We start from the raw sequence: 21508 nt of genomic DNA on the forward strand, positions 1-21508 counted from the left end.
GGGATCGTCGGCAGGACTGTCGGCGGTCGCCGTCGCGACTTATGCCGGCTCAGCCCTGGGATCCGGCGACACGGCGGGCTTGAGGCGCACGCCCCTGCCGCCTCGCTCGCTGGCCTGGTTCTCGCCGATCAGTTCCACCCCTGCCTCGTCGAGAGCCTGGATGACCTTCATCAGCGTATCGACCACGCCCCGGACCACGCCATCGCTCGCTTCCATGCGCTGGATGGTTGGAAGCGAAACGCCGGCGCGCTCGGCGAGCGTCTTCTGGTCGATGCCGGCCAAGGCCCTTGCGGCACGCATCTGCGCGGCAGTGATCATCGGCCGGAACCCATGTCTGAGTCTGCTGATATAACGTATAATACCTTCATTGTGATGTTTCAAGCATCATTATAAGGGTTTCAGACGTAAGCGTCTTCGCCAGATTGTCCATTTTTCTTCGATACTTCCCAAGGATTTCAAGCTAGGGTGCTGCCCATCCGGGGCAGGGGTAACGCGGTTGAACGTTTTCAAGACCTGGATGACATCGGCAGGCTTGCTGTCGATGGTTTTGGCGCTGGCGGGCTGTGGCGGGCATCTCATCAACAGATTGATCTGACGGCGGGGTCAGGCGTCGTCGCTCACCGCCTGGCGCCGTTGCAGAAGCCGCGCCACCAACCAGCATAGCATCGCCCAGGCGAAACCGGCACACCAGCCCGCCAGCACATCGGACGGCCAGTGGACGCCGAGATAGATGCGGCTGACGCCGACCAGCACCGTCGTGAGCACCGCCAGGAACAAGACGTAGACCTTGGTCGTCCGGCCCGGCAGGAAGCGCGCCGCCAGCGAACCGAGCGTGAGATAGGTCACCGCCGACAGCATGGCATGGCCGCTCGGGAAGGAAAGCGAGGTCGCGTTGACCAGATGCGAAACCAGTTCCGGGCGCGGCCGGTCGACGCCGACTTTCAGCAGGCTCGACAGCACCTCGCCACCAGCCACGGCGACGAGGATGAGAAGCGCGGTCCCACGCCTGCGGATCAAGAGCAGATAGATGATCGTCGCCGTGGTGACCAGCGCCAGCACGCTGGTACTGCCAAGGCTGGTGATGTCGCGCATCGCCCCTTCCAGCCATGATGGGCCGATGGGAACGCCGGGCAGGCCCGGCTGGCGGAAGGCGAGAAGTATCTCGGTGTCGAAACCATGCGGGGCGGTGGCGCGTGCTACCTCCATGAGTTCCACGAAGCCCCACAGCCCGCCGGCGATGACCAGGCCGGCGAGCAGCACCGGGAATTCGATCCGGTTGAACAGAGTGCCTGCGTTGTCTTTCATCGGGCCGGTACCTCGGTCGTCATATCATCGCCCTTGCAGATAGGGCCCGAGCGTGATCAGCGCCACGGCGGCGATCGCCAGTGCGATGCCGGCCGCCTGCAGCGCGTTGACGCGCTCGCCGAAGAACACCAGCGCCACCACGTTGACCGAGACCAGCTGGATCACCGCCGAGAGGCTGAACGACACCGACATGCCGAACTCGCGGATCAGCCGCAGCATGATCAAATTGCCCAGCGAATAGAGCGCCAGCGTCAGCAGGATCTTGCCCAGGCTCGGCGCCAGGCCCCATTGCTTGGCGGCGGTCGCTGCCAGCAGGAAGATCACCGTCGAAAAGCCAAGCTGCAGCAATCCCGAAAAACTCAATGTCTCGTCCCCCTCGAAGCGGCTTTCGCCTGATATCGCGGACCTTGTTTCCGAAGCGCGCCGAGACGTCAAGCAACGTCGCTCCAAGGAGGGTCTTGGCAAGGGCGAGACTGAAGCTCAATGTGCTGGAATCGCCCGGCATGTCGATAGAAGGGCGGTCAGGGGTCCATGATTCGTATTCTTCAGAACTTGACGCGGCGCTGGAGCGAGCTTTCCCTTGCCCTGCAATTCGTCGTTGCCGGCGGCTTTGGGCTCCTTGTCGTCATGTTGGTCGTAGGGACTTGGGTGACGACGCAGATCCGGGACGGCGTCACCCGCAATTCGGCCGCCACGACGGCGCTTTATGTCGACAGCGTGATTGCGCCGCTGCTGCCCGACCTGCGCAAGAACGAGGAGCTCAGCGAATCCGTCAAACAGGCGCTCGACGAGACGCTCGGCCAGGGCGCGCTCGGCAAACGCCTGGCATCGTTCAGGCTCTGGCGCCGCGACGGCACGGTGCTCTACGCGAAGGACACGGAATTGATCGGCCGCCGCTTCGACCTGAACAAAAATCTGCGTTCCGCCTTCCAGGGCAGTGTCGTTGCCCAATTCGATACGTTCGACGAAAACGAAGACAAGGTGCGGGGCTCGGGCGTGCCGTTGCTCGAGATTTACAATCCGGTGCGCGAACCCTGGTCCGGCGACGTGGTCGCCGTCACCGAATTCTATGAGGTCGCGACCGATTTCAAAGCCACGCTGGCTTCCGCCCTGCGGTCGAGCTGGCTGGTCGTGGCCGGCGCCACCTTGACCGCATTCCTGCTTCTGTCGGGCATCGTCCTGCGCGCCAGCCGCACCATCGATGACCAGCGCGGGGCGCTGCGCCGGCAGGTGTCGGAGCTGCAAGGCCTGGTGACGCAGAACAGCGCCTTGCGGCAACGCGTGCAGCGGGCGTCGCGGCGCGCCACCGCACTCAACGAAAGATACCTGCGGCGGATCGGCGCCGACCTGCATGACGGCCCTGCCCAGCTCGTGGCCCTGGCGGCGCTGCGCATGGACAGTCCTGTGTTTACCGGCGACGGCCATGGCAGCGAAGGTCGCTCGACCGAGGTCGCCATGATCCGCAAGACGCTGGAGGACGCGATGCGCGAGATACGCGGCATCTGCAACGGCCTGGTGCTGCCGCAGATAGAAACGGCGGCGGCGGCGGATGTGTTGCGGCTGGCCATCGAGGAACATGAGCACCGTACCGGCACGTCGGTGAAGCTGACGCTGCCCGGACATTTGCCCGAGCCCGGCGCTTCTGAGAAGATCAGCATCTATCGCTTCGTGCAGGAGGGGCTGAACAATGCCTACCGCCACGGGCGGGGCAAGGATCAGGCGGTGCGTGCAGGAATGAAAGATGGCAGGCTTTTCGTTGAAGTGTCGGATGGCGGGCCGGGCTTCGATCCGGCGCGGGCCGAGGGGTTGGGGTTGGCCGGCCTCAGGGAGCGGGTCGAAAGCATTGGCGGACGGTTCGAAACCCTGAGCGGGCCGAAAGGCACGAAGCTGGTGATCCGTCTTTCGGTTGAGGAGCAAGCATGATGGGCGCAATCCGCATCGCCATTGTCGACGACCATCCGCTGTTCCGCGAAGGCGTGACGCGCAGCCTGTCGGAGATCGGAGGCTTCGAGATGGCCGGGGAAGGTGCGACCGCGCAGGACGCGGAACGCATCGCCTCGACCGTGCAGCCCGATATATTGCTGCTCGACATTTCGATGCCAGGCGGCGGCCTGGCCGCGGTTGTAAGCATCCTTGCCGACCATCCCGCTCAGAAGATCGTCCTGTTGACTGTTTCAGAGGCCAATGCCGATGTGACCAAGGCCCTGAACGCAGGGGTGCGCGGCTATGTCCTCAAAGGCGTCGGGTCGCGCTCGCTCGCCGATATCCTGCGCAACGTGGCGGCTGGCGAAAGCTATCTTTCGCCGATGCTGTCGGCCCGGCTGCTTTCCGATGTGCAGTCCCTGCAGCCTGCCAACGGCGTGGCGGACCGGCTGCGGCAACTCACCGGCCGGCAGACCGAAATCCTGCGGCTGGTGGCGGAGGGGCTGAGCAACAAGGAAGTCGCCTTGCGCCTGGAGCTGCAGGAGAAGACCGTCAAGCACCACATGACGGGGGTGCTGTCGAAACTCAACGTGCGAAACCGCACTGAAGCAGCCCTCATGATGCGCGAGTTTCGCGACCGCGAGCGGGACTTCTCATAGGGCGGTTCAGAGTTTGATCGCCGAGTCGCTCCAGCTCTTGTTTTTACGCATTCCGCCAGGAAAAGCGCTACGCCACGCAAAAGGAGGTCACCTCCGCCGGGGGGCGGCGGAGGTGACGTGTGAAACCGGTCGTTGCCTGTTGACCAGCTTCACAAGGGCGAAATTCACAGGCCCGAAATTCACAGGCCCTCGAGACGGCTGACATCGGCCGGTGTGGCCCGACGGTCGATGATCGTGCGGCCGAGCGCATCCTTCATCCTGAAACGGCCGTTCTCGATGGTTTCCGTCATGCCGTCGGGGTGCTGAACTGAAATCTTGCTGCCGTCCACGTCGACCTTGTCGCCGGTCGTGGCGTTGACATGGCTGGAGTTGTTGTCGCCCTGCCCCTTGCCTTTTCCGTTGTTGCCGCCGCCGCTATTCCCGTTACTGTTCCCACTATTCCCACTGCCGCCACTGTTGCCGCCGCTGCCGCCGTTACCACCGCCGTTGCCGTTGCCGTTGCCGCCATTACCGCCGTTGCCGCCGCTGCCGGCATGTGCGGTCGCGGCATCGATTCCAGGCACGAAGCCATGGAAGGCAACTCCATAGGGGGCGACGGTCAGGGCCAGAAGGGCCGCCGATCCGAGAACCAGACGGCAACAACGGGCCGTGATCGATCCGTGCATACTGATCTCCGTCGATTGAGCCGGCGCGCCCACCCCAACGTTGCAGTGCAACCAACATCGCCGAAAGACGTGGTGACCGGAAGCGACCTCCGACCGTTGCGTTTCTCTCCCAGGACCTTTGCAGGCGCAAGGTTGGACCAAAGTCCCAGACCCGGCATGAAAAACGGTATCGTGAGGGAGCGGCAGTGCCGATATCCTGTCACGAAAATGTGATCAGCCGACTGTAAGGCGTCGAACAGGCAACAAGCTCCAGCCAATCCAAGCCAGAGGCTCCCATGACCGAACATCGCACCCCCGACGCCCGATTCCGCACCAGCCTGCTCGAGGAAAACGAAGGCCCGGCCAACAATCCCAGCGAAAACCGCACGATGGGCGAGATCATCGCCGCACGTTTTTCGCGCCGTGGCTTCCTCAAAGGTTCGCTTGCCGTCTCGGCGATCGCCGCCACTGTCAGCCCGCTGGCCATGATCGCCGCCGACGATGCCCGCGCCGCGGACGGCTCCGCCTTCAAATTCGACGAGCTGGAGGCCGGCATCGACGGCAAGCATCATGTCGCGCCGGGCTACGACGCCGACGTGTTGTTGCGCTGGGGCGATCCGCTGTTTGCCGATTCGCCGGAATTCGACCCGACCAGGCAGTCGGCGCAAGCCCAGGCAAGGCAGTTCGGCTACAACAACGACTATGTCGGCTATATCCCGATCGACGGTTCGGCCGAACACGGCCTGCTGGTCGTCAACCACGAATACACCAACCCGCATCTGATGTTCCCGGGCCTCGTCAAGATCGTCGAGAAGGACGGCAAGAAGTCGGCCGAGGTGGCGCCGCTCTCGAAGGAGCAGGTCGATGTCGAGATGGCCGCCCATGGCGGCACCATCGTCGAGATCCGCAAGGACGGCGGCAAGTGGCAGGTGGTGCGCGACGGCAAGCTCAACCGCCGCATCACCTCCAGCACCGAGATGGCGCTGTCCGGCCCGGTCGCCGGCCATGACCGCGTCAAGACCAATGCCGATCCGTCGGGAACGAAGGTCTTCGGCACGATCAACAACTGCGCCGGCGGCGTCACGCCCTGGGGCACCTATGTGATGGCCGAGGAGAACATTCATGGCTATTTTTCCGGCGAGCTGCCGGAAGGCCACAAGGAAGCCGCCAACTACAAGCGCCTCGGCATCCCGGAAGGCGCCTATGAATGGGGCGCGCATTACGACCGCTTCAATCTCGCCAAGGAACCGAACGAGCCCAACCGCTTCGGCTGGATCGTCGAGGTCGACGTCAACGACCCTAATTCGGTGCCGCGCAAGCGCACCGCCATGGGTCGCTTCAAGCATGAGGGCGCCGAATCGATCGTCGCCAAGGACGGCCGCGTCGTCTTCTATCTCGGTGACGACGAGCGCTTCGACTATGTCTACAAATTCGTCACCAAGGGCATGTTCAACGCCGGCGACCGCGCGGCCAACAAGGACCTGCTCGACGACGGCACGCTGCATGTCGCCAAATTCGCCGAGGACGGCTCGGTCGAATGGATGCCGATCGTGTTCGGCCAGGGTCCGCTGACGGCGGAAAACGGTTTTGCCGGCCAGGCCGACGTGCTGATCGAGACGCGCCGCGCCGCCGACCTGCTTGGCGCCACCAAGATGGACCGGCCCGAGGACATCCAGCCCAATGCCGGCAACGGCAAGGTCTATGTCATGCTGACCAACAATTCCAAGCGCAAGGCCGATCAGGTCGACGCCGCCAACCCGCGCGCCGGGAATGCCTTCGGCCATATCATCGAGATCGTCGAGGACGGCGGCGATTTCGCCGCCACCAAGGGCAAGTGGGAAGTGCTGCTGAAATGCGGCGACCCGTCCGTGGCCGATGTCGGCGCCACCTTCTCCACCGCGACGACGGCCAATGGCTGGTTCGGCATGCCCGACAATTGCGCGGTCGATTCGGCCGGGCGCCTGTGGGTCGCCACCGACGGCCAAGGCCCCAAGGCCACCGGCCGCACCGACGGCCTGTGGGCGGTGGACACGGAAGGACCGGCGCGGGCGACCTCGAAACTGTTCTTCCGGGTGCCGATCGGCGCCGAGATGTGCGGCCCGCTGTTCGCGCCGGACGATCGGACCGCCTTCGTCGCCGTCCAGCATCCGGGCGACGGTGGCGAGGACTGGGAAGCGTTTGGCCGGCCCTCCTATTACGAGGACCCGTCGACCCGCTGGCCCGACTTCAAGCCCGACATGCCGGTGCGGCCGGCGGTCGTGGCGATCACCAAACAGGGCGGCGGCAAGATCGCCGTCTGACGTCGGGCGAGACAAAGCGGGAGGGGCTTCGGGGATCCGAGGCCCCTCTTTTTATGTGCGGTATTGTATTCAAGCCTCGGGAAAGATTGGCGCGTGAATTGGCTCTCACCCTCGCTTGCCCTCAACAATGCCGGCAAGGCCGACGAGGAGATGCCGACCGAGGCTGTCGGTTCCGACTACTGGAGCCGAAATCAGCGTGAGGTGCCCGGATGGCCGGGACCGGCGATCCGCCCAGCTATCGCCCTGGCCAAAATGGCGGCATTGGCGAAGCAGCCGCGGATGCTCGGCCGCATGCCGGTGAACCACAGGCCGGGCAGTTTCGGATCGGCCTGGCCGCCGTTGAAGAGCGGAACGCCCTTCTCGTCGAGGACGCCGAGATCGCCGACCATGCGCTCCAGCCCGGTGCGGTAGCCCGTCGCGGCAATGACGATGTCGGGAGCGATCAGGCTGCCATTGGCCAGGATGACGCCATCGCGGGTGAACTCCCGTATCCCCGGCACCACCACGATCCTGCCCGATTTGATGGCATCGACGGCGCCATCGGCGGCGGCGATCGCGGTATAGTCCGAGGTCAGGCGGCTGGCGCCGCCGGCGGGCGCGGGCGGCAAGCCGAATTTGGTGAGATCGCCGAAAACCAGGCGCTGCGTCACCGCCATGACCGCATCGGCGACGCGCAGCGGCAGGCGCGCCATGAGCGGCGAGAGGCGGTGCACGGCGATCTTGCCGACGCGCTTGGGCAAAAGAGCGGGGCCGTTGCGGGCCGACAGCCAGACAGCGGCGGTATCGATGCCCGCCAGATGATTGAGGGCGTCGAAGCCCGAATTGCCGGCGCCGACAACCAGCACCTTCTTGCCCGCATAGGCCTGGGCGTCGCCGAAATCCGCCGAATGGATGATCCGGCCCGCGAACGCCTGCATGCCCTTCCATTGCGGCGTGAAGGGTTCCCTGTCGCGGCCGGTGGCGACAACGACATGACGCGCCAGGCGCAAGCCGGCGCTGGTGCGCACGATCCAATGGTCGCCCCCGGACGTGATGGCCTCGACGGAGACGCCAAACTCCACCGGCAAACGGTTCGCCTCATGGAAATCGCTCATATGGCGGATGACGACATCCCGGTGCGGAAAGGCGGGGGTACCCTTGGGATAGGCAAGGCCGGGCAGCGCCGAGAGATCGCGGTGGGTGTTGAGGTGCAGCTGTTCGTGGCGCCGGCGCCAGGGCTCGGCCAGCCGGCTTTCCTTCTCCAGGATCGCCGTCGCCACGCCCGCCTTCATCAAGGCGTGCGCGACAACCAGCCCGGCGGCGCCGGCGCCAATGACGATCGCCGGCTCGACCGCCACCACCTGCTCCATCATCGTCTGGGGTGTCGTTTCAGCCATTCACTCTCGAATCCCATTCGCCCTTGCGGCAACCCCGAAGGCTCGCAGGTCGCTGTAACCGTTTGATCGCGCCGAACGGCAAATCGATGCCGATCTTCGATGACCCCGCGCCGAGGCGCGGTCTCGCTTCCGGAGCATTCCGCCGCCCGGGTGGAAACAGGGCGCGGCATCGCGGCCAAAACAACGACATTGAGCGGATTACCCGCTTCTGTCCGAATACATCCACCCTATATGGCATATCGGCGGCATCGGCGATAATCAGGTCGCGGCAAAGTGATTGATTCGAGGTCCCGGGGGCTGGGGGATCTCGTCACGGACGCGGGCATTCGAAACCGACAGCCGATTTCGGCTGCCCGCGAAAAATCAAGGCGCCGTGGCGCGTCTTGCGTGTCGGCGGACACGTCGCGCCACAAACGGCACGCGGAATCTCGACCATGCCCTCCTTGCGGATCTATTTCGACAACATCCTCGAGGGTGCCTCGCCCAAGGTCGAGCGCCGGGCGCTGACGCATGTCGAACGGCTGGCGCTGGTGCGCCGCCATGGCGACTTCTCGCTCGCCTATTCCACCGCCGTGCAGCCCAAGCTTTCCTATTTTGGCGACGCCGACGGCTACATCGCCTTCGGCACCAAGATGAAGCATCATTTCGCGCTCGGCGATCCGGTGGCGGCGCCGGCGCAGCGGCCCGATTATATCAGACGCTTCGTCGAGAGTGCCGGCGGCCCATGGTTCGTGCAGATCGGCGAACAGACCGCCCAGGTCCTTGCCGGCCTCGGCTACAAGGTCAACCGGCTGGGCATCGATACCTGCCTGCCGCTGCCCGAGCATGATTTTTCCGGCAAGCGCAACGAGACGGTGCGTTATTCCGAGCGCTGGCTGCTGAAGAAAGGCTTTTCGTTCGAGGAGGACAAGCGCACGATCCACCTCGACGAGATCTCCCGGCTCTCCCAAAACTGGCGCGGCGACCGCATCGTCAAGCGATGGGAGATGGGTTTCCTCAACCGTCCGTTTTACGATCAGCTCGGCACGGACATGCGCCGTTTCGTACTGCACGGTCCCGATGGCGGCCTGGTCGCGCTGCTCGATTTCGATCCGATGTTCGCCGACGGCAAGGTGATCGGCTACACCACCGCCTTCAAGCGCAAGCATATCGATGCCTCGCCGCATGCCGAGATCGGCCTGACCAAATTCGCCGTCGACCGCTTTCGCGAGGAAGGCGCTTCGGTGGTGACGCTCGGCCTGTCGCCGCTCGTCGATGTCGGCCCGAGCGGATTTGCCGAAAGCGACTTCTGGCGCAACACCTTCCAGCGCGCCTACGACTCGCCCTGGGTCAACCGCCGCAGGTTCAACCTGCAGGGCCAGGCGGCGTTCAAGCGCCGCTTCCACGGCGTCGAGGAGCCGGTCTACATCGCCTTTCGCGAGGGGACCTACATCGAGATGCTGGGATTGCTGCGGCTGGTCAAGGCGATTTGAGATCCGGCGATATTCGGGTGAGGCCGGCCTGACCTGAATTTCAGCAAATGTCGGCTGCGGCTCAGATCGCCTTCACCCGATCAGTTGCGCAGCCGGTAGCCGGTCCGGAAGATCCAGGCGACGATCGCGATGCAGACCGCCAGAAATACCAGCGTCATGCCTAGGCTGATGCCGACCGAGACGTCGGCCTTGCCGTAGAAACTCCAGCGGAATCCGCTGATCAGGTAGACCACCGGGTTGAACAGCGTGATCGTCTTCCAGATGCCGGGCAGCATATGGATCGAATAGAAGCTGCCGCCGAGGAAGGTCAGCGGGGTGACGATCAGCAGCGGCACCAGCTGCAGCTGCTCGAAGCTTTTCGCCCAGATGCCGATGATGAAGCCGAACAGGCTGAAGGTCACCGCCGTCAGGATCAGGAAGGCGAGCATCCAGAACGGATGCTCGATGTGCAGCGGCACGAACAGCGAGGCGGTCGCCAGGATGATCAGGCCGAGGATGATCGACTTGGTGGCCGCACCCCCGACATAGGCGATGACGATCTCCAGATAGGAGACCGGCGCCGACAGGAGCTCGTAGATCGAGCCGACGAATTTCGGGAAGTAGATGGCGAAGGAGGCGTTGGAGATCGACTGCGTCAACAGCGACAGCATGATCAGTCCCGGCACGATGAAGGCGCCGTAGCTGATGCCGTCGATCTCGGCGATGCGCGAGCCGATGGCCGACCCGAAGACGACGAAATAGAGCGATGTCGAGATGACCGGCGAGATGATGCTCTGCAGCACGGTGCGGAACGCACGCGCCATCTCGACCCGATAGATCGCCCACACTGCACGTAGATTCATGGCTGCGCGCGGATTCATGGCTCTTGCCTCAGAAGATTGACGAAGATCTCTTCGAGCGAGCTGTTCTTGGTGTCGAGATCGCGGAACTGGATGCCGGCCGCCTCGAGATCGCGGATCAGCGAGGCGACGCCCGGCCGGTCGCTCTGGTTGTCATAGGTGTAGGTGAGCTGGTTGCCGTCCGGCGACAGTTCGAGCGCGTAGTTCGAGAGCCCGTCGGGCACGCCGCCGAGCGGGGCGCGCAGCTCCAGCGACATCTGCTTGCGGCCGAGCTTGCGCATCAGTTCGGCCTTGCCTTCGACCAGGATGATCTCGCCGCGATTGATGACGCCGACGCGGTCGGCCATGGCCTCGGCCTCCTCGATGTAGTGCGTGGTGAGGATGATGGTGACGCCATCCTCGCGCAGCCGGCGCACCATCGCCCACATATCCTGACGCAGTTCGACATCGACGCCGGCGGTCGGCTCGTCGAGGAACAGGACGCGCGGCTCATGCGACAGCGCCTTGGCGATCATCAGCCGCCGCTTCATGCCGCCCGACAGCGTGATCGCCTTGGAGTCCTTCTTGTCCCACAGCGACAGATCGCGCAGCACCTTCTCGACAAAGGCCGGATTGGCCGGCCTGCCGAACAGGCCGCGGCTGTAGTTGACGGTTGCCCACACGCTCTCGAAGGCATCGATGGTGAGTTCCTGCGGCACCAGCCCGATCAGGCTGCGCGCGGCACGATAGTCCTTGTTGATGTCGTGGCCGTCGACGGTGACGGTGCCCGACGAGCGGTTGACGATGCCGCAGACGATCGAGATCAGCGTCGTCTTGCCAGCGCCGTTGGGACCGAGCAGGGCGAAGATCTCGCCGCGCTCTATGTCGAGACTGACTTCCTTGAGCGCGGTGAAGCCGGTGGCGTAGGTCTTGGAGACCCCGGAAATGGACAGAATGGACGGCATGGTTGAAAACGGCTGCCTGAAAGAGGTGACTTGATATAGGCCTGTTGTCGCCCAGTGCAACCGCAAGTCAATGCCCTGCTGCCAGTTCTGGACATCGAAGCCCGGGGCTGGCCGGAAATGCGTCGCTTGCAACCGGCAAAATTGTCCTGTGGCGTTCAGCCTCGCGGCGGGACGCCGCTTTGACCTGATCTCGCTTCGGGCCTATCCTTCGCCAATATTGGAGCAATTCCAGGAAAAGTGTGAAGCGGTTTTCCCGGGAAAAGCGCATAACGCTTTCCCTAGGGAATTGCGTCGAAATAATAAGCAGCCGGAGCCCGCCATGGACCCGCTTATTCTCTCGCGCATGCAGTTCGGCGCGAATATCTCGTTTCATATCCTGTTTCCGACGATCACCATTGCCCTTGGCTGGGTGCTGCTGTTCTTCAAGCTGCGCTACAATGCGACCAATGATTCCGCCTGGATGCGCGCCTATTTCACCTGGGTGAAGGTGTTCGCGCTGTCCTTCGCCATGGGCGTCGTGTCGGGCGTCACCATGAGCTTCCAGTTCGGCACCAACTGGCCGGGCTACATGCAGCATGTCGGCAACATCGCGGGGCCGCTGCTCGCCTACGAGATCCTCACCGCCTTCTTCCTTGAGGCGGCGTTCCTCGGCATCATGCTGTTCGGCTTCCGCCGCGTCTCCAACCGCGTCCACACGCTGGCGACGGTGCTGGTCGCCGGCGGCACCACGCTGTCGGCGTTCTGGATCATCGCGCTCAATTCCTGGATGCAGACGCCGGCCGGCTTCGAGATGCGCGACGGCGTGGCACACGCCGTCGACTGGTGGGCCATCGTCTTCAACCCCTCCATGCCCTACCGGCTGGTGCACATGCTGCTCGCCTCGGGGCTCACCGTGTCGTTCCTGATCGCCGGCCTGTCGGCGCTGCGCTACCTCAAGGGCGACCGTTCGGAATCGATGTGGAAGGCGCTGCGCACCGGCGTCTTCACGGCCGCCATCCTGATCCTGATCCAGATCCTGGCCGGCGACCAGCATGGGCTGAACACGCTGGAACACCAGCCGCAGAAGATCGCCGCCATGGAGGCCAACTGGAACACCGGCCCCAACGTGCCGCTGGTGCTGTTCGCGCTGCCCGACGAGGCGGCCAAGGAAAACAGATTCGAGGTCACGATTCCGGACGGCGCCAGCGTTATCCTGCGGCACAGCGCCGACGGCGTGGTGCCGGGGCTGAACGATTTCCCGGGCAACCATCCGCCGGTCTTTCCACTCTTCTGGAGCTTCCGCATCATGGTCGGCACCGGGCTTTTGATGCTCGCCGTCTCGTGGTCGGCCGCCTTCTTCCTCAAGCGCCGGCATTCGCTGCCCAGGCCGCTCGCGCTGCTGATGGTGCCGATGGCACTGTCGGGCTGGCTGGCGACGCTGGCCGGCTGGTACACGACCGAGATCGGCCGCCAGCCCTGGCTGGTGACCGGCGTGTTGAAGACCGCCGACGCCGTCGGGCCGGTGGCCGGCAGCCATGTCGCGCTGACGCTCGTCATCTATCTCCTCCTCTACGTGCTTTTGCTGATCGCCTATCTCGGCGTGCTGGTGCACCTGGCGCTGAAGGCGGCCAAGGATGGCGACACCTCGCCGCTGCCGGGTGTTCTCAACGCAGCGCTGTCGCAGCCGGCCGCGGGGGAGTGAGCATGTTTTCATCGCAGGTTTGCGCTGCCCCTCACCTGCTTGCCGGCATCCTCTCCCCGTATAGGGACGGGGAGAGGGGCGCTGTCATCGATGGGTTCGCCAATGATCGGAGTTGCAAAAAGGGCGCCGGCGTTGCGGCCAGCCCGCTTCTCCCCGTCTCTATACGGGGAGAAGTGCCCGGCAGGGCGATGAGGGGCGGCGCAGACCTCGACAATTTGGTGATAGAAACCCCACGCGATCACATCGCGATCGGGCGGCGAGTGCGGAGAGATCCATGACCTACGACTGGCCGACCCTGCTCCCGCTCATCTTCGCCGGCCTGATGGGCCTCGCCATCCTGATCTATGTCATTCTCGACGGGTTCGACCTCGGCATCGGCATCCTGTTCGCCGCCGCCGAGGACACCGAGCAGGACACGATGATCGCGGCGATCGGCCCATTCTGGGACGCCAACGAGACCTGGCTGGTGCTGGCCGTCGGCCTGCTCCTGGTCGCCTTTCCGCTGGCGCATGGCGTCATCCTGACCGCGCTCTACATTCCGGTGTTCGTGCTGCTGGTCGGGCTGATCCTGCGCGGCGTCGCCTTCGATTTCCGCGCCAAGGTGCCGGCCGGCCGCAAGCACCGCTGGAACCGCATCTTCTTCCTCGGCTCGGTCATCGCCTCGCTGGCGCAGGGTTACATGCTGGGCGTCTATGTGCTCGGCCTCGATATCGGGCCGGGCGGCATGGCGTTCGGCGTGCTGGTGGCGTTCTGCCTGGCGGCGGCCTACGCCGCGATGGGCGCGGCCTGGGTGATCTACAAGACCGAGGGCGAGTTGCAGAAGAAGGCGGTGCTCTGGCTGCGCACGGCGCTGGTGCTGACCGCGCTCGGCATGGCCGCGGTGTCGCTGGCGACGCCCTTCGCCAGCCCGCGCATCTTCGCCAAATGGTTCGGCTGGCCGCAGATGCTCTATCTTTCGCCGCTGCCGATCCTGTCGGCGCTGCTGTTTCTCTGGCTGTGGCGGCAGACCTTCCATCTGCCGCGGCCCGACGACCGCCATGCGCTGACGCCGTTCCTGACGCTGGCCGCCATCTTCGCGCTCGGCTTTGCGGGGCTTGCCTGGTCGTTCTATCCCTTTGTGGTGCCCGATCGACTGACCATCTGGCAGGCGGCGTCGGCGACCGAAAGCCTGGCCATCATCCTGGCCGGCACCGTGGTGGTGCTGCCGATCATCATCTTCTATTCGTTCTATGCCTACCGCGTGTTCGGGGGGAAGGCGACGGATCTGACTTACGACTGAGGGTGGGATGACAGCGTCTTTCTCCCTGTCACTATACGGGGAGAAATGTCCGGCAGGACAATGAGGGGCAGCACGAACTTGCCAAGCAAAGCGAGTAGCCTCTACCTTTCGAACTGCCGGCGCCGCCCCTCATCCGCCTGCCGGCACCTTCTCCCCGTAAACGGGGAGAAGGCTCAATGCGGGCCATCTCAATTGCTCGCCGACAGCACCAGCACCGGCTTTTCGCTGTACAGCGACGGGAACAGCGCCTTCAAATTCGCCACCTTGGGCAGGTCGTTGTAGACGATGTAGGGGTAGGTCGGGTTCAGCGTCAGGAAATCCTGGTGGTAGTTCTCGGCCGGGTAGAAGGTCTTGCCGGTCTCCAGCGTGGTGACGATGGGCTCGGAAAACACCTTGGCCTTGTCGAGCTGGGCGATGTAGCTCTGCGCGATCTTCTTCTGTGCGTCGTTTTCGGCGAAGATCGTCGAGCGATACTGGGTGCCCGAGTCCGGGCCCTGGTAGTTGAGCTGGGTCGGGTTGTGGGCGACCGAGAAATAAACCTGCAGCAGCTGGCCATAGGTCACCTTGGACGGATCATAGGTGATCTCGACGGATTCGGCATGGCCGGTGCGGCCGGTGCCGACCGTCTCGTAGACGGCGTTCTCCTTTGACCCGCCGGTATAGCCGGACACCGCCTTGCTGACGCCCTTGACGTGCTGGAACACGCCCTGCACGCCCCAGAAGCAGCCGCCGGCGAAGATCGCCTTTTCGCTGCCTGGGGCCGCCTTTTCGTCGATCGCCGGCGGCGGGATCTTCACGGCATCCTCGGCGGAGATGGCGGGCGTGAGCCAGAAGGCGGCGCCCGCGACGGCAAGGGCGAGTGCGGCGAGCCCGCCCCGGACAAAGCCCGTCGGACGATTGTCGATATTGGTCATGGTTGCACTCCTCATGGGTTGCACAGGGATCAGTCTATTGGATCAGCTACCGTGGCGCGATGCGCGAGTTGCGGCGGAGGCTCACATTCGCGTGCTCCGGGACCTCACGCCTTTCCCGGGATTGCTCCGGCAACTGTCCCCGGCTGGACACGGAGCCCGCCAGGGACAGAAGGCCACGGACCAGTCTCAATTGGCCGTGGCATCCGTTGCCGGCTTCATCGCGTCGGTCGCCGGTTTCATCGCGTCCGCCGGCTTCATGGCATCGGCGGCGGGCTTCATGGAATTGGTGGCCATCGGATCGGCCGGCTTCATCGCATCGGTTGCCGGTTTCATGGCGTCCGCGGCCGGCGCCATGGCGTTGGCGGCGGGCTTCATCGCATTGGTGGCGTCGTCGGCGCGCGCGATGCCGCCGGCAAACAGCGCCGTCGAGCAGAGAGCAAGCGCGAGCGCCGGCAGCGTCAGGCGGGAGAAATTGGTCATGGTCGGTTTCCTTGTGGGGTTGGTGGCACGCCCTTTGGGCGGCCGGGCTCTTGCGCCGTCGCCCATGCGGCGGCGCAAATCTCTGCTCGGCAAGTCTTTGCCTGAACGTGATCTAGTTGGCGGCGGCGGCCAGGATCGGCCCGCCGCCGGGCGACTGCAGCAGCACGGCGGTGCTGAGGCCGCCCGAGGCTGCCGGCAGATCGAGCGTCTTGGCCTCGCCGCTCCAGCTGCCGAGTTTTGTCAGCGCGTGCACGACATTGGCGTGCGGCAAGGTGCGGCCGGTGTTTTCGCCGCGCGCCACCGGCACCTCGACGATACCCTTGGTGTAGCGCACCAGCCAGACATCGGCCTTGCCGCCCGGCGCCGAGCCGGCGCCGATCGCGACCTTGCCGCCCGCGAGCGACAGCGACGGGCCGCCGGTCTTGCCCGTGGCGGCGATCAGATGTTCGATCTGGCCCGGTGCGGCGCCGACGACATCGGCATGGCCGTTGACCACCACCTGCGGCGTGAACGGCCCGTCATGGCCGAGCGGCGGCTCGTAGGAAACCTGGCGCTGGGTGAATTCCTGCTTGCCGAACGTGTCCTTCCAGCCGAGATAGTCCCAGTAGGTGACATTGAACGACAGCGCCAGCACGCCGGGCCGGTCCTTCACCTTGATGAGGTTGGCATTGGCCGGCGGGCAGGACGAACAGCCCTGGCTGGTGAACAGCTCGACCACGGTGAGCGGCTGGGCGACGGCGCTGCCGAGCGAGGCGGCGAGCGCCATCCCGGCGAGGCCGGACAGTGCGAGGAACCTGCTTGATATGACTGGCGACATCGGCGTGCTCCGTGGGGACGGCGCCGCGATGCGCCCGTCATGTCCCCACTTCGCGGCCACCACGAGCTTCGTTACAACGCTCACCGGTTTGTGATCGGGGCGCCTGCGCTTTCTTCCCTTCTCCCCTTGTGGGAGAAGGTGGCCTCGCGAAGCGAGGTCGGATGAGGGGTGTTCCAGCTTGGCAAGGACGGCACTCTGTGGCGCACCCCTCAACCGTCTCGGCGCTACGCGCCGATCCACCTTCTCCCACAAGGGGAGAAGGAAAAATCGACGCTAACGCCAAGGCTGCAGACTCGTGTCCCTGATATAGGCGATGATCGTGTCGCAGACGGCGTTCATGTCTCTCAGGACGTCGTCATTCCAGAAGCGCAGGATGCGAAAGCCTCTCGCCTTCAGGTCGGCGTCACGGCTGCGGTCCGAATCCGAATCCGCGTGCTGGCTGCCATCTATCTCGATGATAAGGCTGGCTTCGATGCAGACGAAATCCGCGACGTATTTTCCAAACGGCATCTGGCGCCGGAATTTTATCCCGTCGAGCCTGCGGTCGCGCAACTCCTGCCAAAGCCTGCCTTCAGCCTCTGTCATTCTCTGCCGGAGCGAGCGGGCAAAATTGCGTTTGGCGGGGAGGACGGGTTGATGCGGCATGACGTCAGGTTAGTCGAACGCTGCGGTCCGTCTACAGCCCCTGTGGCAAAAGGCACGCATTTCCTTTTCCCTTGTGGGGCCCGAAGGGCGGGCGAGGCCCGTGACTCGCCCAGGGCGGTGGATCGGCGCGATAGCGCGGAGACGGTTGAGGGGTGTTCCAGCGGAGTGAGGCGTTGGTGTTCCCTGGAACACCCCTCATCCGACCTCGCTTCGCGAGGCCACCTTCTCCCACAAGGGGAGAAGGAAGAAGCGTCTACGTCACTGCGTCAGCGCGGTGTCCGAGGGCCGCTTGTTGAAGTCGCATTTGCCGGTGACGTTGTAGAAGAAGTCGGCGTTGGTGACAGGCGCCGGGACCGCGTTGCCGCCGTCTTCCCAGGCCTGATAGGCTGTCGCGCCGCAAGGCACGACGCCGAAGATGTCGACGGGCTGGCCGGTGGCGGTCTCGGTCAAGTTGGTCGCGCTCAACCCGCTATAGAGCCGGTTGGACGTGGCCGGGTCGTTCGAGATCAGCTTTTTCGGGTTGCCCGACGGCACATCCATCTGCAAATAGAGGCCGCCCATCGCGCTGACGTCGATCGACGCGCCGGCGCTGTTGGCCGGGTACATCGTGTCGACACAGTAATATTTCGTGCCGCTCGCATCGGTCTTGAGGGTCACGCCGCTTGGCGGATTGCTGCCGACGGTGCAGACCTGCTTCTGGACCAGCGTGGTGACGGTGTTGCCGGCTGAATCGGTGGTGAGGACGTTGACATTGGTGGTGCCATAGCCCTTCGGGTCCCTGGTGTTGCCATAGGTGTAGTCGATCGTCATCAGCGGTTTGGCCACCGCCGCGCCGAATTGCGTACCGTAGAGCGTCATCGTCTTGTTCCAGTAACCCGACACGCCGGTGACCTTGAACGTCGCCGCAACCAGTGCCGGCGGCTTGGTTACCGCCGCACCCACGGCGATCGGCACGGTGTTGATCCTGGCGATGCTCATGAAGACGGTCGGCATGGCGAAACTTGCCGTGGCCTGCGCGGTGGTGGCGGTGGCGGTGGTGCCAGCCACGAAGTTGGTCAGCGTCGCGGTGCCCTGTCCACCGTTGGCGATGAAGGAATTCTGCAGCATCGTCTGGCGCTGCGGCAGCGTCGACGTGGTATCCATGGTGGTGATCGCCAGGATGGCGGCATCCAGCGCCTGCTGCTGGTTGGACCTGGTCTCGACCGCGCTGGTATAGTCGACTGACATGCCGACAGCCACGATCAGCGGCATCAGCATCACCAGGAAGAGCGGCATCATCGACCCGCTGCGGGAACGGGCAAAGCCGCGCAAAACCCTGAACATTTCGAACCCCCCAACAGACATTAGCGACCGTGCATTTACCACACAGGCGGCAAACCAAGGTCTAATGCGATCGATCAAAATTTATGCATTTTTGGCCGGCGGGCCGATTTTCTCGGTTTTTTGGCTGATGTCACCGCTTTGTGAGCGGCAAGGCAGCCCTTGCGCCGCAAGCCTTGCCGCCGGTTGCCGCCCCTGCTAAAGCGCGCGGCATGAGCACGCCCCTCGACCACATCAGAAATTTTTCCATCGTCGCCCATATCGACCATGGCAAATCCACGCTTGCCGACCGCCTGATCCAGTCCACCGGCGGGCTGGAACTGCGCGACATGAAGGAGCAGGTGCTGGACTCGATGGACATCGAGCGCGAGCGCGGCATCACCATCAAGGCGCAGACGGTGCGGCTGAAATACCGCGCCAACAATGGCGAGGACTATATCCTCAACCTCATCGACACGCCCGGCCATGTCGACTTCGCCTATGAAGTCTCGCGCTCGCTCGCCGCCTGCGAGGGCTCGCTGCTGGTCGTCGACGCCTCCCAAGGCGTCGAAGCGCAGACGCTGGCCAATGTCTACCAGGCGATCGACAACAACCACGAGATCGTCGTGGTGCTGAACAAGGTCGACCTGCCGGCCGCCGAGCCCGAGCGCATTCGCGAGCAGGTCGAGGAGGTGATCGGCATCGACGCTTCGGGCGCCGTGCTGATCTCGGCCAAGACCGGCCTCGGCATTCCCGACGTGCTGGAAGCCATCGTCCACCAATTGCCGCCGCCGCGCGAGGGCGATGCGACGGCACCCCTGAAGGCGATGCTGGTCGACAGCTGGTACGACGCCTATCTCGGCGTCATCGTGCTGGTGCGCGTCATCGATGGCGTGCTCAAGAAGGGCCAGACCATCCGCATGATGGGTACCGGCGCCAAATACCTGGTCGAGCGCACCGGCGTGTTCACGCCCGCCCGCATCAATGTCGAGGAGCTCGGCCCCGGCGAGTTCGGCTTCTTCACCGGCTCGATCAAGGAAGTGGCCGACACACGCGTCGGCGACACCATCACCGAGGACAAGCGCCAGACGGCGCATGCGCTCCCCGGCTTCAAGCCGGCGCAGCCGGTGGTGTTCTGCGGCCTGTTCCCGGTCGACGCCGCCGATTTCGAGGATCTGCGCGCCGCCGTCGGCAAACTGCGCCTCAACGATGCTTCCTTCTCTTATGAGATGGAAACAAGTGCGGCGCTCGGCTTCGGCTATCGCTGCGGGTTCCTTGGGCTGTTGCATCTCGAAATCATCCAGGAGCGGCTGGAGCGCGAGTTCAACCTCGACCTGATCGCCACCGCGCCGAGCGTCGTCTACCGCCTGCTCCTCAATGACGGCTCGGTGAAGGAACTGCACAACCCGGCCGACATGCCCGACGTGGTGAAAATCTCCGCGATCGAGGAGCCCTGGATCCGCGCCACCATCCTGACCCCCGACGATTATCTCGGCGGCATATTGAAACTCTGCCAGGACCGGCGCGGCATCCAGGCCGACCTCTCCTATGTCGGCAAACGCGCCATGCTGACCTACGATCTGCCGCTCAACGAAGTCGTCTTCGATTTCTACGACCGGCTGAAGTCGATCTCGAAAGGCTATGCCTCGTTCGACTATCACCTGACCGACTACCGCGAGGGCGACCTGGTGAAGATGTCGATCCTGGTCAATGAGGAGCCGGTCGACGCGCTGTCGATGCTGGTGCACCGCACGGCGGCCGAAAAGCGCGGGCGGCAGATGTGCGAGAAGCTGAAGGAGCTGATCCCGCATCACCTCTTCAAGATCCCGATCCAGGCCGCGATCGGCGGCAAGGTCATCGCCCGCGAAACCATCTCGGCGCTGCGCAAGGACGTGACGGCGAAATGCTACGGCGGCGACGTGAGCCGCAAACGCAAGCTCTTGGACAAGCAGAAAGAGGGCAAGAAGCGGATGCGGCAATTTGGGAAGGTCGATATCCCGCAGGAGGCGTTTATCCAGGCGCTGAAGATGGGCGATTGAGAGGACGGTTGGCGCGCAGCGCGCCAAGTCATCGATCCGGTGGATCGATGGCAGGCTTCGAAAGCGGGGGAGTTGCCGGAGGCAGCGGGCCCCCCGCCAGCGCGGCGCTGAAGCTGCGCGGTGGAAGCTTAGCTGCATCGGGGTCCGCCCCCCCTTCCACGTTGGACGGATCTTCGGGCGATCTACGCTCTATTAACCAAACGCTTGCACTCGTCGCGGTTTAGCAAAACCCGGTGACGAACCGGGAGCGGTTTGATATATGGAATCGCGAATGGGGAAGGGGTTCAAGTCTCATTGGCCAAGCATTTTGGCCATCATTGCTTTTGCGCCCGGCGTATTCCGCTGGGTCGTTTCTATATTCGATTGGGGCGCGAGGCTTGACGTTATCATTGCCCATATTCACGAATTAGGCTGGGTTGGCAGTGTATTCGCTTTCTTCCTGGTCCCTCCCCCATGGTCCATATTCCCGGCATTTGTGATCGGTTTTCTTTTCTTGGCCCTGGAAGTCCGTAGGATAAAATCTTCTAACCCGGCACTACCTAACGCAGCAGCCATCACAATGCTGCCAAGCCCACCGCAGCCTATTGTCTCTACCGTTTCTGAAACTCGGCTCTTCGTCCCTGACAGCGTGGACCCAGACTTTTTAGCGGCTCTGCGCAACGATAGGACATCAATACAAAGCGAACCGCTGGTCCTCCCCTACATCGGAAAATGGATAAGGTTCACCGGGTCGGTGCGAAATGTATACGAGCCGACCGAATTCAGGCTCCTCGAAAAAACAACGAGGAGATCGATGGTCGTAGTCGAATACGGCGCTCGGCACAGAGAGACTAACACGCAAATCTTCATGCAATTCGGTGAAGCGTGGCTTGATCGCCTTCATATGTTGCAA

At 63.9% G+C, this 21508-nt stretch carries 19 protein-coding genes; 7 read left to right on the forward strand and 12 right to left on the reverse strand.

Features of this window, described 5'->3' with window-relative positions; genetic code table 11:
* Positions 1-39 precede the first annotated feature (39 nt).
* The 3 genes from FJW08_RS28365 to FJW08_RS28375 all read right to left on the reverse strand — a co-directional run bounded on the left by FJW08_RS28365 (position 40) and on the right by FJW08_RS28375 (position 1668).
* Positions 40-318, reverse strand: a complete 279-nt coding sequence (locus FJW08_RS28365) for a helix-turn-helix transcriptional regulator (protein WP_140765203.1) — start codon at positions 316-318, stop codon at positions 40-42.
* Between the two features lie 285 nt (positions 319-603).
* Positions 604-1305, reverse strand: a complete 702-nt coding sequence (locus FJW08_RS28370) for a phosphatase PAP2 family protein (RefSeq protein WP_140813204.1) — start codon at positions 1303-1305, stop codon at positions 604-606.
* A gap of 24 nt (positions 1306-1329) precedes the next feature.
* Positions 1330-1668, reverse strand: coding sequence for a hypothetical protein (locus FJW08_RS28375; protein ID WP_140765229.1), 339 nt, complete (start codon positions 1666-1668; stop codon positions 1330-1332).
* A 168-nt stretch (positions 1669-1836) separates the two neighbouring features.
* On the opposite strand from FJW08_RS28375, the gene FJW08_RS28380 reads away from it, so the two are divergent.
* Together FJW08_RS28380 and FJW08_RS28385 are read left to right on the forward strand one after the other, a co-directional pair.
* Positions 1837-3228: a sensor histidine kinase gene (locus FJW08_RS28380; RefSeq protein ID WP_140813205.1), complete on the forward strand. Its 1392-nt coding sequence runs from the start codon at positions 1837-1839 to the stop codon at positions 3226-3228.
* A complete protein-coding gene (locus FJW08_RS28385; protein WP_140813206.1) occupies positions 3225-3887 on the forward strand; it encodes a response regulator transcription factor in 663 nt (220 codons plus the stop codon). The genes FJW08_RS28380 and FJW08_RS28385 overlap by 4 nt, the downstream gene beginning before the upstream one ends.
* A 179-nt stretch (positions 3888-4066) precedes the next feature.
* On the opposite strand, the gene FJW08_RS28390 is transcribed toward FJW08_RS28385, so the two are convergent.
* Positions 4067-4552, reverse strand: coding sequence for a hypothetical protein (locus FJW08_RS28390; RefSeq protein ID WP_140813207.1), 486 nt, complete (start codon positions 4550-4552; stop codon positions 4067-4069).
* Between the two features lie 275 nt (positions 4553-4827).
* Here FJW08_RS28390 and FJW08_RS28395 point away from each other — a divergent pair, with 275 nt between their 5' ends.
* Complete coding sequence (locus FJW08_RS28395) at positions 4828-6831, forward strand: PhoX family phosphatase (RefSeq protein ID WP_140813208.1); 2004 nt, start codon at positions 4828-4830, stop codon at positions 6829-6831.
* A 191-nt stretch (positions 6832-7022) separates the two neighbouring features.
* Here FJW08_RS28395 and FJW08_RS28400 read toward each other — a convergent pair whose 3' ends face one another.
* The gene (locus tag FJW08_RS28400) at positions 7023-8207 is read right to left on the reverse strand and encodes an NAD(P)/FAD-dependent oxidoreductase (RefSeq protein ID WP_140813209.1); all 1185 of its coding nucleotides are present in this window, start codon (positions 8205-8207) and stop codon (positions 7023-7025) included.
* Between the two features lie 434 nt (positions 8208-8641).
* Between FJW08_RS28400 and FJW08_RS28405 the strand changes: the two genes are divergently transcribed.
* Complete coding sequence (locus tag FJW08_RS28405; protein WP_140765191.1) at positions 8642-9679, forward strand: phosphatidylglycerol lysyltransferase domain-containing protein; 1038 nt, start codon at positions 8642-8644, stop codon at positions 9677-9679.
* A gap of 80 nt (positions 9680-9759) precedes the next feature.
* Here the strand turns inward: FJW08_RS28405 and FJW08_RS28410 are convergent, their stop codons facing one another.
* Both FJW08_RS28410 and FJW08_RS28415 read right to left on the reverse strand, forming a co-directional pair.
* Positions 9760-10521, reverse strand: coding sequence for an ABC transporter permease (locus tag FJW08_RS28410; protein ID WP_140813233.1), 762 nt, complete (start codon positions 10519-10521; stop codon positions 9760-9762).
* A 14-nt stretch (positions 10522-10535) separates the two neighbouring features.
* Entirely contained in the window at positions 10536-11462 is a 927-nt protein-coding gene (locus tag FJW08_RS28415; RefSeq protein ID WP_140813210.1) for an ABC transporter ATP-binding protein, read from the reverse strand.
* 319 nt (positions 11463-11781) lie between these two features.
* Here FJW08_RS28415 and FJW08_RS28420 point away from each other — a divergent pair, with 319 nt between their 5' ends.
* Complete coding sequence (locus tag FJW08_RS28420; RefSeq protein ID WP_140813211.1) at positions 11782-13143, forward strand: cytochrome ubiquinol oxidase subunit I; 1362 nt, start codon at positions 11782-11784, stop codon at positions 13141-13143.
* A 274-nt stretch (positions 13144-13417) separates the two neighbouring features.
* Complete coding sequence (locus FJW08_RS28430) at positions 13418-14422, forward strand: cytochrome d ubiquinol oxidase subunit II (RefSeq protein WP_140813213.1); 1005 nt, start codon at positions 13418-13420, stop codon at positions 14420-14422.
* Between the two features lie 188 nt (positions 14423-14610).
* On the opposite strand, the gene msrA is transcribed toward FJW08_RS28430, so the two are convergent.
* The 5 genes from msrA to FJW08_RS28455 form a co-directional block, all read right to left on the reverse strand.
* Entirely contained in the window at positions 14611-15336 is a 726-nt protein-coding gene (gene msrA / locus FJW08_RS28435; RefSeq protein WP_140765603.1) for a peptide-methionine (S)-S-oxide reductase MsrA, read from the reverse strand.
* A 186-nt stretch (positions 15337-15522) separates the two neighbouring features.
* On the reverse strand, positions 15523-15816 hold the full coding sequence (locus FJW08_RS28440; protein ID WP_140813214.1) for a hypothetical protein: 294 nt from the start codon (positions 15814-15816) through the stop codon (positions 15523-15525).
* Positions 15817-15928: 112 nt separating this feature from the next.
* On the reverse strand, positions 15929-16633 hold the full coding sequence (locus FJW08_RS28445; RefSeq protein WP_140813215.1) for a DUF1223 domain-containing protein: 705 nt from the start codon (positions 16631-16633) through the stop codon (positions 15929-15931).
* A 273-nt stretch (positions 16634-16906) separates the two neighbouring features.
* Positions 16907-17278 (reverse strand): endonuclease domain-containing protein, encoded by a 372-nt coding sequence (locus FJW08_RS28450; protein WP_140813216.1) that lies wholly within the window; start codon positions 17276-17278, stop codon positions 16907-16909.
* 258 nt (positions 17279-17536) lie between these two features.
* On the reverse strand, positions 17537-18601 hold the full coding sequence (locus FJW08_RS28455; RefSeq protein ID WP_140813217.1) for a TadE/TadG family type IV pilus assembly protein: 1065 nt from the start codon (positions 18599-18601) through the stop codon (positions 17537-17539).
* A 209-nt stretch (positions 18602-18810) separates the two neighbouring features.
* Between FJW08_RS28455 and lepA the strand changes: the two genes are divergently transcribed.
* Positions 18811-20616, forward strand: coding sequence for a translation elongation factor 4 (gene lepA, locus FJW08_RS28460; RefSeq protein ID WP_140813218.1), 1806 nt, complete (start codon positions 18811-18813; stop codon positions 20614-20616).
* The last annotated feature ends 892 nt before the right edge of the window (positions 20617-21508 follow it).

Source organism: Mesorhizobium sp. B3-2-1 (assembly GCF_006439515.1).
Classification (GTDB): Bacteria; Pseudomonadota; Alphaproteobacteria; order Rhizobiales; family Rhizobiaceae; genus Mesorhizobium.

Bases quoted from the DNA above. Each gene is read 5' to 3' on its own strand.
- FJW08_RS28410 (WP_140813233.1), bottom strand. From the start codon at position 10,521: ATGAATCTACGTGCAGTGTGGGCGATCTATCGGGTCGAGATGGCGCGT.
- FJW08_RS28390 (WP_140813207.1), bottom strand. From the start codon at position 4,552: ATGCACGGATCGATCACGGCCCGTTGTTGCCGTCTGGTTCTCGGATCG.
- FJW08_RS28370 (WP_140813204.1), bottom strand. From the start codon at position 1,305: ATGAAAGACAACGCAGGCACTCTGTTCAACCGGATCGAATTCCCGGTG.
- FJW08_RS28395 (WP_140813208.1), top strand. From the start codon at position 4,828: ATGACCGAACATCGCACCCCCGACGCCCGATTCCGCACCAGCCTGCTC.
- FJW08_RS28405 (WP_140765191.1), top strand. From the start codon at position 8,642: ATGCCCTCCTTGCGGATCTATTTCGACAACATCCTCGAGGGTGCCTCG.
- FJW08_RS28365 (WP_140765203.1), bottom strand. From the start codon at position 318: ATGATCACTGCCGCGCAGATGCGTGCCGCAAGGGCCTTGGCCGGCATC.
- msrA (WP_140765603.1), bottom strand. From the start codon at position 15,336: ATGACCAATATCGACAATCGTCCGACGGGCTTTGTCCGGGGCGGGCTC.
- FJW08_RS28430 (WP_140813213.1), top strand. From the start codon at position 13,418: ATGACCTACGACTGGCCGACCCTGCTCCCGCTCATCTTCGCCGGCCTG.
- FJW08_RS28380 (WP_140813205.1), top strand. From the start codon at position 1,837: ATGATTCGTATTCTTCAGAACTTGACGCGGCGCTGGAGCGAGCTTTCC.
- lepA (WP_140813218.1), top strand. From the start codon at position 18,811: ATGAGCACGCCCCTCGACCACATCAGAAATTTTTCCATCGTCGCCCAT.
- FJW08_RS28440 (WP_140813214.1), bottom strand. From the start codon at position 15,816: ATGACCAATTTCTCCCGCCTGACGCTGCCGGCGCTCGCGCTTGCTCTC.
- FJW08_RS28400 (WP_140813209.1), bottom strand. From the start codon at position 8,207: ATGGCTGAAACGACACCCCAGACGATGATGGAGCAGGTGGTGGCGGTC.
- FJW08_RS28450 (WP_140813216.1), bottom strand. From the start codon at position 17,278: ATGCCGCATCAACCCGTCCTCCCCGCCAAACGCAATTTTGCCCGCTCG.
- FJW08_RS28415 (WP_140813210.1), bottom strand. From the start codon at position 11,462: ATGCCGTCCATTCTGTCCATTTCCGGGGTCTCCAAGACCTACGCCACC.
- FJW08_RS28385 (WP_140813206.1), top strand. From the start codon at position 3,225: ATGATGGGCGCAATCCGCATCGCCATTGTCGACGACCATCCGCTGTTC.
- FJW08_RS28445 (WP_140813215.1), bottom strand. From the start codon at position 16,633: ATGTCGCCAGTCATATCAAGCAGGTTCCTCGCACTGTCCGGCCTCGCC.
- FJW08_RS28455 (WP_140813217.1), bottom strand. From the start codon at position 18,601: ATGTTCAGGGTTTTGCGCGGCTTTGCCCGTTCCCGCAGCGGGTCGATG.
- FJW08_RS28420 (WP_140813211.1), top strand. From the start codon at position 11,782: ATGGACCCGCTTATTCTCTCGCGCATGCAGTTCGGCGCGAATATCTCG.